This window comes from Zeimonas sediminis (genome assembly GCF_023721795.1).
Taxonomy (GTDB): Bacteria; Pseudomonadota; Gammaproteobacteria; order Burkholderiales; family Burkholderiaceae_E; genus Zeimonas; species Zeimonas sediminis.
Genome location: NZ_JAMQYE010000001.1, coordinates 2,802,757 through 2,818,397, shown reverse-complemented (window position 1 = coordinate 2,818,397; position 15,641 = coordinate 2,802,757). Strand labels below are relative to the sequence as shown.

The 15,641-nt window shown below is 71.6% G+C and carries 14 protein-coding genes; 12 read left to right on the top strand and 2 right to left on the bottom strand.

Features of this window, described 5'->3' with window-relative positions:
• Positions 1 to 31 precede the first annotated feature (31 nt).
• From aceK to M6I34_RS13260, 12 genes are all read left to right on the top strand, one after another.
• Positions 32 to 1,936 carry a bifunctional isocitrate dehydrogenase kinase/phosphatase gene (gene aceK / locus M6I34_RS13315; RefSeq protein WP_272486164.1) on the top strand — a complete coding sequence of 635 codons (1,905 nt, stop codon included), beginning with the start codon at positions 32 to 34 and terminating at the stop codon, positions 1,934 to 1,936.
• Positions 1,933 to 3,129 (top strand): acetyl-CoA C-acetyltransferase, encoded by a 1,197-nt coding sequence (locus M6I34_RS13310; protein WP_272486163.1) that lies wholly within the window; start codon positions 1,933 to 1,935, stop codon positions 3,127 to 3,129. Before aceK ends, M6I34_RS13310 begins: the two co-directional genes overlap by 4 nt.
• Positions 3,130 to 3,143: 14 nt before the next feature.
• Complete coding sequence (locus tag M6I34_RS13305; protein ID WP_272486162.1) at positions 3,144 to 3,821, top strand: SDR family oxidoreductase; 678 nt, start codon at positions 3,144 to 3,146, stop codon at positions 3,819 to 3,821.
• Positions 3,822 to 3,870: 49 nt separating this feature from the next.
• On the top strand, positions 3,871 to 5,013 hold the full coding sequence (locus tag M6I34_RS13300; RefSeq protein WP_272486161.1) for an acyl-CoA dehydrogenase family protein: 1,143 nt from the start codon (positions 3,871 to 3,873) through the stop codon (positions 5,011 to 5,013).
• Between the two features lie 47 nt (positions 5,014 to 5,060).
• Positions 5,061 to 6,668 carry a carboxyl transferase domain-containing protein gene (locus tag M6I34_RS13295; protein WP_272486160.1) on the top strand — a complete coding sequence of 536 codons (1,608 nt, stop codon included), beginning with the start codon at positions 5,061 to 5,063 and terminating at the stop codon, positions 6,666 to 6,668.
• 61 nt (positions 6,669 to 6,729) lie between these two features.
• The gene (locus M6I34_RS13290) at positions 6,730 to 7,530 is read left to right on the top strand and encodes an enoyl-CoA hydratase/isomerase family protein (protein ID WP_272486159.1); all 801 of its coding nucleotides are present in this window, start codon (positions 6,730 to 6,732) and stop codon (positions 7,528 to 7,530) included.
• Position 7,531: 1 nt separating this feature from the next.
• A complete protein-coding gene (locus M6I34_RS13285; protein WP_272486158.1) occupies positions 7,532 to 9,616 on the top strand; it encodes an acetyl-CoA carboxylase biotin carboxylase subunit in 2,085 nt (694 codons plus the stop codon).
• Between the two features lie 5 nt (positions 9,617 to 9,621).
• A complete protein-coding gene (locus M6I34_RS13280; protein WP_272486157.1) occupies positions 9,622 to 10,551 on the top strand; it encodes a 2-hydroxyacid dehydrogenase in 930 nt (309 codons plus the stop codon).
• An 82-nt stretch (positions 10,552 to 10,633) separates the two neighbouring features.
• Complete coding sequence (locus M6I34_RS13275; protein ID WP_272486156.1) at positions 10,634 to 11,563, top strand: hydroxymethylglutaryl-CoA lyase; 930 nt, start codon at positions 10,634 to 10,636, stop codon at positions 11,561 to 11,563.
• Positions 11,560 to 11,865 carry a DUF1289 domain-containing protein gene (locus tag M6I34_RS13270; protein ID WP_272486155.1) on the top strand — a complete coding sequence of 102 codons (306 nt, stop codon included), beginning with the start codon at positions 11,560 to 11,562 and terminating at the stop codon, positions 11,863 to 11,865. Before M6I34_RS13275 ends, M6I34_RS13270 begins: the two co-directional genes overlap by 4 nt.
• Positions 11,862 to 12,785, top strand: coding sequence for an MBL fold metallo-hydrolase (locus M6I34_RS13265; RefSeq protein ID WP_272486154.1), 924 nt, complete (start codon positions 11,862 to 11,864; stop codon positions 12,783 to 12,785). Before M6I34_RS13270 ends, M6I34_RS13265 begins: the two co-directional genes overlap by 4 nt.
• A 22-nt stretch (positions 12,786 to 12,807) precedes the next feature.
• The gene (locus tag M6I34_RS13260) at positions 12,808 to 13,365 is read left to right on the top strand and encodes a GNAT family N-acetyltransferase (protein WP_272486153.1); all 558 of its coding nucleotides are present in this window, start codon (positions 12,808 to 12,810) and stop codon (positions 13,363 to 13,365) included.
• A gap of 6 nt (positions 13,366 to 13,371) precedes the next feature.
• Here M6I34_RS13260 and M6I34_RS13255 read toward each other — a convergent pair whose 3' ends face one another.
• Both M6I34_RS13255 and M6I34_RS13250 read right to left on the bottom strand, forming a co-directional pair.
• Positions 13,372 to 14,274 (bottom strand): SDR family oxidoreductase, encoded by a 903-nt coding sequence (locus M6I34_RS13255; protein WP_272486152.1) that lies wholly within the window; start codon positions 14,272 to 14,274, stop codon positions 13,372 to 13,374.
• Positions 14,275 to 14,356: 82 nt separating this feature from the next.
• Positions 14,357 to 15,616 (bottom strand): phenylacetate--CoA ligase family protein, encoded by a 1,260-nt coding sequence (locus M6I34_RS13250; RefSeq protein ID WP_272486151.1) that lies wholly within the window; start codon positions 15,614 to 15,616, stop codon positions 14,357 to 14,359.
• Positions 15,617 to 15,641 lie beyond the last annotated feature (25 nt).

Below are 15,641 nucleotides of genomic sequence, written 5' to 3'. Positions count from 1 at the left end.
CCACCGCCGTAGCCGCCGCGAGCACGCCGAGATGAACGCCGTCGTCGAAGCCCCGGGCGCGCCAGACGCCGCGCCCGACGCCGCGCTGCCGGCCGCGATCGCGCGGGCGATCCTGGCCGGCTTCGACCGCCACTACGGGCTGTTCCGCTACAACGCCCAGCAGGCCAAGGCCCGGTTCGAACGCGGCGACTGGCACGGCATCCGCCGGCTCGCGAGCGAGCGGATCGCGTTCTACGACCTGAGGGTGCGCGAGGCGGCGGCGCGGATCGAGAACGAGTTCGGCGCGGTGTCGGGCGCCGACGAAGCCGCGTCCGGCCAGGCACCCGCGCGCGCCGGCCACGGCCCGGCCGCGGCGCAGGAGCCGCTCTGGCAGCGGGTCAGGCGCGAGTACGTGGCGCTGCTCGCCGAGCACCGCCAGCCCGAGCTCGCCGAGACCTTCTTCAACTCGGTCTGCGCGAAGCTGCTGCACCGCGCCTACTTCCACAACGCGTACATCTTCGTGCGCCCGGCGGTGGCGACCGACTACCTGGACTCCGAGCCGCCCTCGTACCGGGTCTACTACCCGCTCACCGAGGGCTGGGAGGCCGCGCTGCGCAGGATGATCGTCGACCTCGGCTTCGCCTGCCCCTTCGTGGACATCGGCCGCGACCTGCAACTGGTGCTGCAGGCGCTGCGCGCCCGCCTGCCGGGCAGCGCCGAACCGGTCGCCGACTGCCAGCTGCAGGTGCTGCGCGGCCTGTTCTTCCGCAACAAGGGCGCCTACCTGATCGGCCGCTTCGTCAACGACGGCGAGATCGAGCCCTTCGCGATCCCGATCCTGCGCGATTCGCAGGGCCGGCTCTATCTCGACGCGCTGCTGACCGGCAGCGACCGCATCGAGGCGCTGTTCAACTTCTCGCGCGCCTACTTCATGGTCGACATGGACGTGCCGTCGGCCTGGGTGCGCTTCCTGAAGACGCTGATGCCGACCAAGCCCGAGTCGGAGCTGTACACGATGCTCGGGCTCGCCAAGCAGGGCAAGACCCTCTTCTACCGCGACCTGCTGCAGCACCTGCACAATTCGCACGACCGCTTCGTGCTAGCGCCCGGCATCAAGGGCCTGGTGATGCTGGTGTTCACGCTGCCCTCCTTCCCGTACGTGTTCAAGCTGATCCGGGACAAGCGCAAGAAGGACATGAGCCGGGAGTACATCCAGCAGCGCTACCAGCTGGTCAAGTTCCACGACCGCGTGGGCCGCATGGCCGACACCTGGGAATACTCGGACGTGCCCTTCCCGAAGTCGCGCATCGACCCGCAGCTGATGCGGGAGCTGCTCGACAGCGCGCCCTCGCTGATCGAGGACGACGGCGACGCGATCGTGATACGCCACCTCTACATCGAGCGGCGGATGGTGCCGCTGAACCTGCACCTCGAGCGCGCCGACGACGCCGAGCGCGAGCGCTCGGTCGTCGAGTACGGGCAGGCGATCAAGGAAATGGTCGCCGCGAACATCTTCCCCGGCGACATGCTGTACAAGAACTTCGGCGTCACCCGCCAGGGCCGCGTCGTGTTCTACGATTACGACGAGGTCGCCTACCTGACCGACTGCAACTTCCGCCGGATCCCCGAGCCGCGCACCCCCGAGGACGAGATGGCCTCCGAACCCTGGTACCCGGTCGCCGCCAACGACGTGTTCCCCGAGGAGTTCGGCACCTTCCTGCTGGGCGATCCGCGGGTGCGCAAGGCGTTCATGGCCCACCACGCCGACCTGCTCGAGCCGGAGTACTGGCAGCTGCGGCAGCGGCGGGTGCGGGCGGGCCTGCTCGAAGACGTGTTTCCCTATCCCGATGCGCTGCGCTTCAGGCATCGGCTGGCCGAAGCCGGCGCGAGCGTCGACCCCGGGTCGACGCCCTCCGCCGAACCCTCAACCGAACCCGTTTCCAGGAGTCTCACATGAGCGATCCCGTCGTCATCGTTTCCGTCGCCCGCACGCCGATCGGCGCCATGATGGGCGAGTTGTCCGGCCTGGCCGGCCACCAGCTCGGCAGCATCGCGATCAAGGCGGCGGTCGAGCGCGCCGGCCTGAAGCCCGAGCAGGTCCAGGAAGTGATCATGGGCTGCGTGCTCCCCGCCGGCCAGGGCCAGGCCCCGGCGCGCCAGGCCACGCTCGGCGCCGGGCTGCCGATGGCCACCGGCGCGACGACCATCAACAAGGTGTGCGGCTCCGGCATGAAGGCCGCGATGTTCGCGCACGACCTGCTGATGGCCGGCAGCCAGGACATCGTCGTGGCCGGCGGCATGGAGAGCATGAGCAACGCGCCCTACATGATGCTCAAGGGCCGCGGCGGCTACCGCTACGGCCACGGCACGCTGTTCGACCACATGGCCTACGACGGACTGGAAGACGCCTACGAGAAGACGCCCAACGGCGGCGGCAAGTCGATGGGCCAGTTCGCCGAGGACTGCGCGGGCAAGTACACGTTCTCCCGCGAGGAGCAGGACGCCTACGCGATCGAGTCGACCCGCCGCGCGGTGGCCGCCAACAGCGACGGCTCCTTCTCGTGGGAGATCGCGCCAGTGACCGTGTCGGGTCGCAAGGGCGACGTGGTCATCGACAAGGACGAGTCGCCGTTCAAGGCCAACCCGGACAAGATCCCGCAGCTCAAGCCGGCCTTCCGCAAGGACGGCACGGTGACCGCAGCGACCTCTTCGTCGATCTCCGACGGCGCGGCGGCCATGGTCATGATGCGCGAGTCCACCGCCAAGAAGCTCGGACTGAAGCCGATCGCGAAGGTCGTCGGCCACGCCACGCATTCGCAAGAGCCGCAGTGGTTCACCACCGCCCCGGTCGGCGCGATCCAGAAGCTTTACGCGAAGACCGGCTGGTCCACGAAGGACGTCGACCTGTACGAGATCAACGAAGCCTTCGCGGTCGTGGCGATGGCGGCAATGAAGGAGCACGGCCTGCCGCACGACAAGGTGAACGTGAACGGCGGCGCGGTCGCGCTGGGCCACCCGATCGGCGCGTCCGGCGCGCGGCTGATCGTCACGCTGATCGGCGCGCTGCGCAAGCGAGGCGGCAAGCGCGGCATCGCGTCGCTGTGCATCGGCGGCGGCGAGGCCACCGCGCTGGCCGTCGAGCTGGTCTGAGGGGGCGCGCGCGCATGCCCTCGGCCCTGATCCTCGGCGCCTCGCGCGGCATCGGGCTGGAGTTCGCCAGGCAATACCTGGCGGCCGGCTGGACGGTGCACGCCACGCACCGCAGCGAGCCCGATCGCCTGAAGCTGCGCGACATGGGCGCCAACACGCTGAAGCTCGACGTGCTCGACGCGAGCGAGCTGGCCGGCGTGGCCTGGCAGCTCGACGGCGAGCGGCTCGACGTGGTGGTGGTCAACGCGGGCGTCTACGGCCCGCGCACCAGCAGCCTGCAGAAGCCGCCGACCGACGAGGAGTTCGAGCTGGTGATGCGGACCAACGTGCTCGCGCCGATGCGCTTCATCCCGATCGTGGGGCCGCTTCTGGCGCCGGCGCGCGGCACGCTGGCCATCCTGTCGAGCCGCATGGGCTCGATCTCCGAGGCCGGCGCCAGCTACGGCATGCTGTACAGGGTGTCGAAGGCCGCCGAGAACATGGTGGCCAAGCTCGCGCACGCCGAGCTCTCGCCCACCGGCGTGCGCGTGCTGGCGCTGCACCCGGGCTGGGTGCGAACCGACATGGGCGGGCCGAACGCCGACGTGGCGGTCGAGGACAGCGTGGCCGGCATGCGGCGGGTCATCGGCGACCCGATGGCCTGGCCGGGCGGCAGCTTCCTCGACTACCGCGGCCAGTCGCTCGCCTGGTGAACGTGTGAATGAATCCACTGCGCGGCCATAGCTTGAGCTTGCACTTGCGATGATCCTGAACGAAGACCAGACGATGATCCGCGACGCGGTTCGCGAGTTCGTGCGCGAGCAGGTCGCGCCGCACGCGGCCGCCTGGGACCGCGATTGCACCTTCCCGGCCGACGCGCTGAAGGGCCTGGCGGCGCTCGGCTGCTACGGCGTGGCGGTGCCCGAGCAGTGGGGCGGCGCGGGCCTCGACTACCGGTCGCTCGCGATCGTGCTCGAGGAGATCGCCGCCGGCGACGGCGCGACCAGCACGGTCGTGTCGGTCAACAACTGCCCGGTGTGCTCGATCCTGATGGCCTTCGGCAGCGACGCGCAGAAGGACCAGTGGCTGCGGCCGCTCGCATCGGGCGAAATGCTCGGCGCCTTCTGCCTTACCGAGCCGCAGGTCGGTTCCGAGGCCTCGGGCCTGAGGACCACCGCCGTGCGCGACGGCGACCACTGGGTTCTGAACGGCGTCAAGCAGTTCATCACCTCGGGCAAGCACGCGAACGTGGCGATCGTGATGGCGGTCACCGACCGCGAGGCCGGCAAGCGCGGCATCTCGGCCTTCCTGGTGCCGACCGATGCGCCGGGCTACGTCGTGGCGCGGCTCGAGGACAAGGTCGGCCAGCATGCGTCGGACACCGCGCAGATCGTGTTCGAGAACTGCCGGGTGCCGGCCGCGAACATGATCGGCGACGAGGGCCAGGGCTACCGGATCGCGCTGTCGGGGCTCGAGGGCGGGCGCATCGGCATCGCGTCGCAGTCGGTCGGCATGGCCCGCGCGGCCTTCGAGGCGGCGCTGGCCTATTCGAAGGAGCGCATCGCGTTCGGCCAGCCGATCTTCGACCACCAGGCGGTGAACTTCCGACTGGCCGACATGGCCACCCGCATCGAGGCGGCCCGCCAGCTGATCCTGCACGCGGCCTCGCTGAAGGACGCCGGCAGGCCCTGCCTGAAGGAGGCCGCGATGGCCAAGCTGTTCGCCTCGGAGATGGCCGAGAAGGTCTGCTCCGACGCGATCCAGATCCACGGCGGCTACGGCTACGTGAGCGACTACCCGGTGGAGCGGATCTGGCGCGACGTGCGCGTGTGCCAGATCTACGAGGGCACCAGCGACATCCAGCGCATCCTGATCGGGCGGGCGCTGGCGAACCAGGGCGGCTGACCCCGCCCGGCAGCCCCGACACCGACCCAGACACGAACGGAAGCCAGATGGCCAAGATCGAGACCAAGCTGAATCCCCGCGACGAGCAGTTCCAGTCCAACGCGCAGGCGATGCGCGTGCTGGTCGGCGACCTTCACGTCCGGCTCGCCAGGACCGCCGAGGGCGGCGGCGAGGCGGCCCGCGCGAAGCACGTGGCGCGCGGCAAGCTGCTGCCGCGCGACCGGGTGCAGCTGCTGCTCGATCCCGGCTCGCCCTTCCTCGAGCTCTCGCCGATGGCCGCCCACGGCATGTACGACGGCGACGCGCCGGCGGCGGGGATCATCACCGGCATCGGCCGGGTGTCGGGCACCGAGTGCCTGGTCGTGTGCAACGACGCCACGGTCAAGGGCGGGACCTACTACCCGATGACCGTCAAGAAGCACCTGCGCGCGCAGGAAGTGGCCCGCGAGAACAGGCTGCCCTGCATCTACCTGGTCGACTCGGGCGGCGCCAACCTGCCCAACCAGGACGAGGTGTTCCCCGACCGCGAGCACTTCGGCCGCATCTTCTACAACCAGGCCACGATGTCGGCCCAGGGCATCCCGCAGATCGCGGTGGTGATGGGCTCGTGCACCGCGGGCGGCGCCTACGTGCCGGCGATGAGCGACGAGGCGATCATCGTGAAGGAGCAGGGCACGATCTTCCTCGGCGGCCCGCCGCTGGTGAAGGCGGCCACCGGCGAGGTGGTCAGCGCCGAGGACCTCGGCGGCGGCGACGTCCACACGCGGCTCTCCGGGGTGGCCGATCACCTCGCGCAGAACGACGCGCACGCGCTGGCGCTGGCCCGCCGCGTGGTCGCCAACCTCAATCGCCGCAAGCCGGAGCAGCTCGACCTGCGCGACCCGGTCGAGCCGGCCTACGCGGCCGAGGAGCTCTACGGCGTCATTCCCACCGACACCCGCAAGCCCTGGGACGTGCGCGAGGTGATCGCGCGCATCGTCGACGGCTCCGAGTTCGACGAGTTCAAGGCCCGCTACGGCACCACGCTGGTCACCGGCTTCGCGCGGATCCACGGCATGCCGGTGGGCATCGTGGCGAACAACGGCATCCTGTTCTCGGAATCGGCCAACAAGGGCGCGCACTTCATCGAACTGTGCGCGCAACGGAAGATCCCGCTCGTCTTCCTGCAGAACATCACCGGCTTCATGGTGGGCCGCAAGTACGAGAACGAGGGCATTGCGCGCGCCGGCGCGAAGCTGGTCACCGCGGTGGCCTGCGCGCAGGTGCCGAAGTTCACCGTGATCATCGGCGGCTCCTTCGGCGCCGGCAACTACGGCATGTGCGGCCGCGCCTACTCGCCGCGCTTCCTGTGGATGTGGCCCAACGCGCGGATCAGCGTGATGGGCGGCGAGCAGGCCGCTTCGGTGCTGGCCACGGTGCGGCGCGACGGCATCGAGGCGCGCGGCGGCAGCTGGAGCCCCGAGGAGGAAGAAGCCTTCAAGGCGCCGATCCGCGACCAGTACGAGCGCCAGGGGCATCCCTACTACGCCACCGCGCGCCTGTGGGACGATGGCGTCATCGACCCGGCCGACACGCGCCGCGTGCTGGCGCTGGGCCTGTCGGCCGCGCTGAACGCGCCGATCCCGGAAACGCGCTTCGGCGTGTTCCGCATCTGAGCGGCCCGCGGCGCGCCGCCCATCTCCCGGCGCGCCGCGCACCGAACGACCCGGACCGACCATGAGCTACGAGACCATCGAGACCGAGAACGCCGGCGGCGTCGCCCGCATCTGGCTGAACCGGCCCGACCTGCGCAACGCGATGAACGACACGCTGATCGGCGAGCTGACCGCAGCGTTCGCGCAGGCGATCGACGACGACGCGGTCCGCGCGATCGTGCTGGGCGGTCGCGGCAGCGCCTTCTGCGCAGGCGGCGACCTGAACTGGATGAAGCGCGCGCGCGAGATGAGCCCGGAAGAGGCCTTCGAGGACTCGCGCAGGCTCGCCCGCCTGTTCCGCACGATCCACGAGAGCCCCAAGCCGGTCGTCGCCCGGGTCCACGGCCCGGCATTCGCCGGCGCGATGGGGCTGGTCGCCGCCTGCGACATTGCGATCGGCAGCCCGGGCGCGAAGTTCTGCCTGTCGGAGGTCAAGCTCGGGCTGATCCCGGCGATGATCAGCCCCTTCGTGATCGCGCGGATCGGCGAACCGCAGGCGCGCCGCTGGTTCCTGACCGCGGAGGTGTTCGACGCGGAGCGCGCCGCTCGGATCGGCATGCTGCACGACGTCCACCCTGCCGAGGAGCTCGACGCCGCGATCGATGCGCTGCTCGCCAACCTGTTGCAGGCCGGGCCTTCGGCGCTGCGGGAAGCCAAGCGGCTGATCCGCGACGTGACGGGCCGTCCGGTCGACGACGCCCTGACCGACGAGACCGCCCGCCGCATCGCCGCGGTGCGCGCCTCGGCCGAGGGTCAGGAGGGCATCGCCGCCTTCTTCGAGAAACGCAAGCCGTCGTGGGCCACGGGCCGGGAGACGCAGTGACATGTTCGACAAGATCCTGATCGCCAATCGCGGCGAGATCGCCTGCCGCGTCGCCGCCACCGCGCGCCGCCTCGGCATCCGCACCGTGGCCGTCTACTCCGACGCCGATGCCGGCGCGAAGCACGTCGCCGCGTGCGACGAGGCCTACCGGTTGGGCCCGGCCCCGGCGCGGGAGTCCTACCTGCGCGGCGAGCGCATCCTGGAAATCGCGAAGCAGTGCGGCGCGCAGGCGATCCACCCGGGCTACGGCTTCCTGTCCGAGAACGAGGGCTTCGCCCGCGCGGTCGAGGCCGCCGGCCTCGTCTTCATCGGCCCGCCGGCCGGCGCGATCGCCGCGATGGGCAGCAAGTCTGCCGCCAAGGCGCTGATGGAGAAGGCGGGCGTGCCGCTGGTCCCGGGTTATCACGGCAGCGAGCAGGATCCCGCCTTCCTGGCCGGCGAGGCCGAGCGGATCGGCTTCCCGGTGCTGATCAAGGCCAGCGCCGGCGGCGGCGGCAAGGGCATGCGGATCGTCGAGCGCGCCGACCAGTTCGCGGCCGCGCTGGCCTCGTGCCAGCGCGAGGCGCGCAACGCATTCGGCGACGAGCACGTGCTGATCGAGCGCTACGTGCTGCGGCCCCGCCACATCGAGATCCAGGTCTTCGCCGACCGGCACGGCAACTGCGTTCACCTGTTCGAGCGCGACTGCTCGGTGCAGCGCCGCCACCAGAAGGTGATCGAGGAAGCGCCCGCCCCGGGCATGACGCCCGAGCGCCGCGCGGCGATGGGCGAGGCGGCGGTGGCCGCCGCCCGGGCGGTCGGCTACGTCGGCGCCGGCACCGTCGAGTTCATCGCCGACCAGGCCGGCAACTTCTGGTTCATGGAGATGAACACCCGGCTGCAGGTCGAGCACCCGGTCACCGAGATGATCACCGGCCAGGACCTGGTCGAGTGGCAGTTGCGGGTGGCGGCCGGCGAGCCGCTGCCGCGCACGCAGGCCGAACTCTCGATCCACGGCCACGCGATCGAGGTCAGGCTGTACGCCGAGAACCCCGACAAGGGCTTCCTGCCTTCGATCGGCACGCTGAAGAGGCTGCGACTGCCCGAGGGCGAGGCCTTCGCGATCGGCGGCGCGGCGAGCGCGGGCGGCGCGAGCGCCGGCGTGCGCGTGGACAGCGGCGTGCGCGAGGGCGATCCGATCACGCCCTTCTACGACCCGATGATCGCCAAGCTGATCTGCCACGGCCGCGACCGGAACGAGGCCCGGCAGCGGATGGCCGGCGCGCTGGCACGGGTGCAGGCGGTCGGCGTGCAGACGAACGCGTCCTTCCTGTCCCGGCTGATGCGCGACGCGGCCTTCGCGGCGGCCGAGCTCGACACCGGCCTGATCGAGCATCGCAAGGCCTCGCTGCTGCCGGCGCCGCAGGCGCCTTCGCTTCGCACGCTGGCGCTCGCCGCCGCCGCGGTCGTGGCGCTCGAGCGCGCGGCGGACGCTCCGGCGGCGCGCGCGGGAGCCGGCGGGCCCGGGGGCGCGAGCGCTTCCGGCGCGGCCGGATGGCGCGATCCCTGGTCCGCCGGCGACGGCTGGCGCCACGGCGCGGCGTGGCTCGCACGGCCGATGCGCTTCGGCCACGCCGGCGCCGAACACGATGTCACGCTCGAGTACGCTGCCGGCGGCTGGACCGTGCGCGCCGGCGACGAAGCCGTGTGCCTGGCGGCGCTGCGTCACGATGCCGCGAGCGGCACGCTGCGCGGCCTGGCCGGCGACACCGCCTTCGAGGTCGGCGTGGCGCTCGACGGCGAGACCCTGCACCTGTTCGGTCCCGACGGCCCGGTCGCGCTGCACTGGGCGAGCCCGCTGGCCCATGCCGGCGACGACGCGCTCGAAGGCGGCGGCCTGGCCGCGCCGATGCCCGGCAAGGTGGTCGCGGTCCTGGTCGATGCCGGCGCCACCGTGTCGCGCGGCCAACCCGTCGTCGTCATCGAGGCGATGAAGATGGAGCACACGATCGCCGCGCCGTCGGCCGGCAAGGTGACCGAGCTTCGCTACCGGGTCGGCGACCAGGTGGCCGAGGGCGCCGCGCTGATCGGCTTCGAGCCGGCCTGAGCACGATGCTCCGCATCTCGATCGCCCACCCCGAAGCCGAGGCGCGCGAGCGCTGGTGCGCCGCGCTGTCGCAGCTGCTGCCCGCGGCCAGCGTCGAAGGCTGGCGCCCCGGCGCCGAGCCGGCCGACTACGCGGTGAGCTGGTACCCGGAGCCCGGCTTCTTCGGCGGCCAGACCAGGCTCAGGGCGCTGTTCAGCGCCGGCGCCGGCGTCGATCACCTGCTTCGCCATCCGGACCTGCCGTCCGCGCTGCCGATCGTGCGGCTCGAGGACGCCGGCATGGCCGAGCAGATGGTCGAGTACTGCCTGCACGAGGTGCTGCGCGTGCAGCGCCGCGTGAACGACTACGAAGCCCTGCAGCGCGAGCGCCGGTGGGAGGAACTCCGGTCGCTGCGACGCGAGGAACTGCCGATCGGCGTGTTCGGCCTGGGCGTGCTCGGCGAGCAGGTCGCGCGGGCCTTCGCGGCGCTCGGCTACCCGGTACGCGGCTTTTCCCGCTCGCCGAAGGCGATCGACGGCGTCGAGTGCTTCGACGACCGGCACGGGCTGCGCGCCTTCCTCGAAGGATGCCGGGTGCTGGTGCTGCTCGCCCCGCTCACCCCCGACACCCGCGACCTGTTCGATGCCGAGCGACTGGGTTGGCTGCCGCAGGGCGCCTGGCTGGTCAACGTCGCGCGCGGCGGACTGGTCGTCGACGAGGCCCTGCTCGCGGCCGCCGACTCCGGGCGGCTGGCCGGCGCCACCCTCGACGTGTTCCGCGAGGAGCCGCTGCCGGCCGCGCATCCGTTCTGGGGCCATCCCCGGATCCGGATGACGCCGCACGTCTCGGCGGTCACCCTGCCCGAGGTCTCGGCCCGGCAGGTCGCCGCCAAGATCGAGGCGCTCGAGCGCGGCGAGCCGGTCAGCGGCCTCGTCGACAGGCGCCGCGGATACTGAAGGCATGGGCAAGGCGGCCGAGCCGCCCGGCTGCCGGCACAATGCGTATATCGAACACTGACGACCCGGGATCCGAGAACCGATGAAGCTGCCCGCGAAAGTCCTGATCACCGAAGTCGGCCCGCGCGACGGGCTGCAAAACGAAAAGCAGCCGGTGTCGACCGACGTGAAGGTCGAACTGTGTGAGCGCCTGCTCACCGCCGGCGTTCGCCAACTCGAGGCGACCTCCTTCGTGTCGCCGAAGTGGGTGCCGCAGATGGCCGACGCGGCCGACGTGATGGCGCGGATCTCCCGGCCCGCCGGCAGCCTGATCTCGGTGCTCACCCCCAACATGAAGGGCTTCGAGGGCGCGCTCGCCGCCGGCGCCCAGGAGGTCGTCATCTTCGGCGCCGCCAGCGAGGCCTTCTCCCAGCGCAACATCAACTGCTCGATCGCCGAGAGCATCGAGCGGTTCCGGCCGGTGGCCGAGGCGGCGCTCGCCAACGGGATCCGCCTGCGCGCCGCGGTGTCGGTCGCCTACGGCTGCCCCTACCAGGGCGAGGTGCCGGTCGAGTCGGTCGTCGACGTCACCCGGCGCTTCCGCGACCTCGGCTGCCACGAGATCGGCATCGCCGACACGATCGGTGTGGCCAACGCCGCCCAGGTGCAGCGGGTGCTCGAGGCGGTGCTGCGCGAGGTCCCGGCCGACGCGATCTCGGGTCACTACCACGACACCTACGGCCAGGCCGTTGCGAACGTGCTCGCCAGCCTGCAGGTCGGCATCCACCGCTTCGACACCTCGATCGCCGGCCTCGGCGGCTGCCCGTTCGCGCGCGGCGCCACCGGCAACGTGGCGACCGAGGACGTCGTCTACCTGCTGCACGGGCTCGGCATCGAGACCGGGCTCGATCTCGGCGCGCTGGTCGACGCCGGGCAGTGGATCTCGGCGCAACTCGGCCGGCGCAGCAACTCGCGCGCGGGCAACGCGCTGGCGGCGAAGCGGGCCGCGCAAGAAGAAGCCGGGGCGCAATGAGCCGGAAGCACCGGTCGAACGAGACGGCCGAAGCGAACCCGGCGGCGCCGCGCCCGGCCTTCGCCGGGCGCACCCGCTCGCCCTGCATCTCGGTGTGCCGGATCGACCCCGACGACGGCCTGTGCGTCGGTTGCCAGCGCACGATCGACGAGATCGCGAGCTGGGGAGCGATGACGCCCGAGCAGCGGGTCGAGGTCTGGCGGCTGATCGCCGAGCGCCGCGAGGCGAAGGCGGCCGAGGCCGGGACCGCGAAGACGAGCGCCGCGGCGCGCGAGTCCGCCTCGGAGCGCGAGCGACGATGATCGCCGGCCTTCCGGACACGGTGCGCTTCGTCGAGCGCGACTGGCTGTCGTCGAACCAGGTCTTCCTGGTCGACGGCGGGGAGGCCACCGTCGTCGACACCGGCTACGTCAAGCACGCGCCGATGACCGCGGCGATCGTCGGGCGCCTGCTCGAGCAGACCGGCAGCCGGCTCGCGACGATCGTCAACACCCACCTGCACTCGGACCACTGCGGCGGCAACCGGCTTCTGGCCGAAACCTTCGGCGCCCGGATCCTGGTGCCCGAGGCCAGCGTCGAAGACGTGGCACAGTGGGATGAGCAGGCGCTTACATTCGCCGCAACAGGCCAGCGATGCGACCGCTTCCAGGCGCAGGGCGGCATCTCGCCCGGCGACGAGCTGGTCATGGGCGGGCTGCGCTGGCGCGCGCACGCCGCCCCCGGCCACGACCCGAAAAGCCTGGTCTTCCACTGCCCGGAGGCACGGCTGCTGATCTCGGCCGATGCGCTGTGGGAGAACGGCTTCGGCGTGATCTTCCCCGAACTCGAAGGCGAGTCGGGCTTCGACGAGCAGCAGGCGATCCTGGAACTGATCGCGACGCTCGACGTGGACCTGGTGCTGCCCGGCCACGGCCCTGCCTTCGGCGACGTCGGCGCCGCGCTGCGGACCGCCTTCTCCCGGCTGGAGGCGCTGCGCGAGGACCCCACGCGGCAGCCGAGGCACGGCCTGAAGGTGCTGATCAAGTACCTGATGCTGGACCTGGAGCGGATCGAGACCGAGCGCTTCGTCGAGCGCTTCCGGGTCGCGTCGATCCCGCGGCACGCGGCGCACCGGCTCGGGCTGAGCCCCGACCGCGCGATCCGCGACACGATCTCCCAACTGGTGGCGCAAGGGCAGCTGGCCGAGGATGCCGGCTGGCTGATCGACGCGAGCGCCGCCTGAGCCGTCTTCCCGCGAGACCACGATGAACCAGTTCGTCAGCCTCGAGATACGCGACAGCCACGACGACGACCTCGGCGCGATCCAGGCGATCTACGCCCACCACGTGCGCCACGGCGGCGGCTCCTTCGAGCTGGAACCGCCCGACCTGGTCGAGATGATGCGCCGCCGCGCCGACGTGCTGCGCAACGGTTTCCCGTACCTGGTGGCGGTCAGCACCGAGGCGGGCCGCGAGCGGGTCGTCGGCTATGCCTACGCGAACTACTTCCGGCTGCGCCCCGCCTATCGCTTCACGGTGGAGAACTCGATCTACATCGATCCGGGCGCACAGCGCCGCGGGGCCGGCAAGCGCCTGCTCGGCGAGCTGGTCGCGCGCTGCGAGGCGGCCGGCCTGCGGCAGATGGTCGCGGTGATCGGCGACAGCCGGAACACCGGCTCGATCGGCCTGCACGCCGCCTGCGGCTTCCGCTTCGCGGGCGTGCTGCGCAGCACCGGCTGGAAGTTCGACCGCTGGCTGGACACGGTGATGATGCAGCGCGACCTCGGCCCGGGCGACCGCACGCCGGCCGATCCGGGGCGCTGACTTGCGCTAGCCCCGCTGCGAGCGGTCCCTCGCGTTCTGCGCCTCGATCCGCTCGCGCGCCTCGCGCCACTGGTCCTCCGTCCAGTCGCGCAGCGGGTAGAAGTTGCCGCCGTTGGCCAGGTAGTTGCCGCCGTCCATGAAGATCAGTTGGCCGGTCAGCCAGTCGCAGCCGCCCGACATCAGGAAGGCGGCCAGGTTCTGCAGCTCGGCCATGCTGCCCGGCCTGCGCATCGGGTTCATCGCTCGCGAGCGCGCGCCCGGCTCCTCTCCCGGGTTCAGCCGCTTGCTCATGCCCTCGGTCGGGATCTCCCCGGGGCCGACCGCGTTGAGCCGGATGCCGTAGCGCGCCCACTCGGTTGCGAGCGAGCGGGTCATCGCCGCGATGCCGGCCTTGCTCATCGCGGACGGCACGACGAAGGGCCCGCCGTTCTCGACCCAGGTGACGATGATCGACATCACCGAGTTCATCGGCATGCCCGGCTTCCAGCCGCCGGCGCGCCGCGCCTCGTCGATCCAGTGCCGGCCCACCGCGTTGGTCACGTAGAAGGTGCCGTGGAAGACGATGTTCGCGATCGCGTCGAAGGCGCGCGAGGAAAGCGCCTCGGTCGGGCTGATGAAGTTGCCGGCCGCGTTGTTGACCAGGCCGGTCAGCGGGCGCTCGGCGAAGATCTCGTCGACCATCGCCTCGACCGCCTGCGCGTCGCGGATGTCGAGGCCGAAGGTCCGGACCTCGCCGCCGTGCTCGCGCATCATCTGCGCGGCGGCCTCGTCGAGCACCGCCTTGCGGCGGCCGCAGATGACGACGTTCGCGCCCAGTTGCAGGAAGCGCTCGCTCATCGCCCGGCCCAGGCCGGTGCCGCCGCCGGTCACCAGGATCCGGTGGCCGTTCAGGAGATCCTTCTCGAACATCGCTGCCTCGCTGGAATCGGAGAGAAGCCGGCGCCGCCGCGCGATGGCGGCGCCGGCGCGCCGGCAGGGCTGCCCCGGCCGGTCAATCGTACTTGCGCGCGTCCTCGATCACCTTGCCGTCGTTGGGCAGGCTGCCGGGAGCCACCAGCGCGACCTCGCCGCGCAGCTTGGTCACCTCGCGCACCGACTCGGCGAGCGCCGCCGCCAGCGCGTCGCCGCCGCCGGCCGCGGCCACCGCAGCGTCGTCGGCTTCGCACCTGAGCGTCATCCGGTCGTTGGCCATCTCGCCCTCGACGACCAGCCGCGCGCGCGCCACGCCCGGATGGCGCTGCACGATCTGCTGGACCTGGCCGGGGTGAACGAACATGCCGCGCACCTTGGTGGTCTGGTCGGCGCGGCCGAGCCAGCCGCGAATGCGCACGTTGGTGCGGCCGCAGGGCGAAGGTCCGCGCATCACGGCCGACAGGTCGCCGGTTCCGAAGCGGATCATCGGGTAGACCGGGTTGAAGCTGGTGACGACGATCTCGCCGACCTCGCCGTCGGGCACCGGATCGCCGGTGCCGGGCCGCACGATCTCGAGGATCAGGTCCTCGTCGAGGATCATGCCCTCCATCGCCTCGGACTCGTAGGCCACCATGCCGAGGTCTGCCGTGCCGTACCACTGCAGCACGGTCTCGATGCCCTGCTCGCGGAACCAGCCGCGCAGGCTCGGCGGCAGCGCCTCGGCCGCGACCAGCGCGCGCTTCAGGTTCGAGATGTCGAGGCCCAGCTCGCGCGCCTTCTCGACGATGATCCTCAGGAACGAAGGCGTGCCGACGTAGGCATCGGGCCTGAGCGTGCGGATCAGGTCGATCTGCTGCTCGGTGTTGCCGATGCCGGCCGGGATCACCGCGCAGCCCAGCTTGCGGGCGCCGCCGTCGACCATCCAGGCGCCAGGCGTCAGGTGGTAGCCGAAACAGTTCTGCACCACGTGGCCGGCGCGGATGCCGGCGGCGTGCAGCGCGCGCGCGACCCGCCACGGGTCGTCGCCCGCCCCCTCTGGGTCGAAGATCGGCCCCGGCGACATGAACAGGCGCCCGAGCCGCCCCGGCTCCAGGGTGACGAAGCCGCCGAAGGGCGGGTCGGCCTCCTGCAGCGCCTTCAGGTCGCCCTTGCGCAGCACAGGCAGGCGCGCCAGCGCCTTGCGCGAATCGATCTCGCGCGGGTCCACGCCGGCGAGCCGCTCGCGCCAGCCTCGCGCCCTGGCCGTGGCGTGCGCGACCAGGCCCGGCAGCCGCGCCATCAATGCGCCTTCGCGCGCCTCGGCCGAACGGGTCTCGAGTTCGTCGTAGTGCTGGGTCATCACGTGATCCGCTCGCGCACGGCGC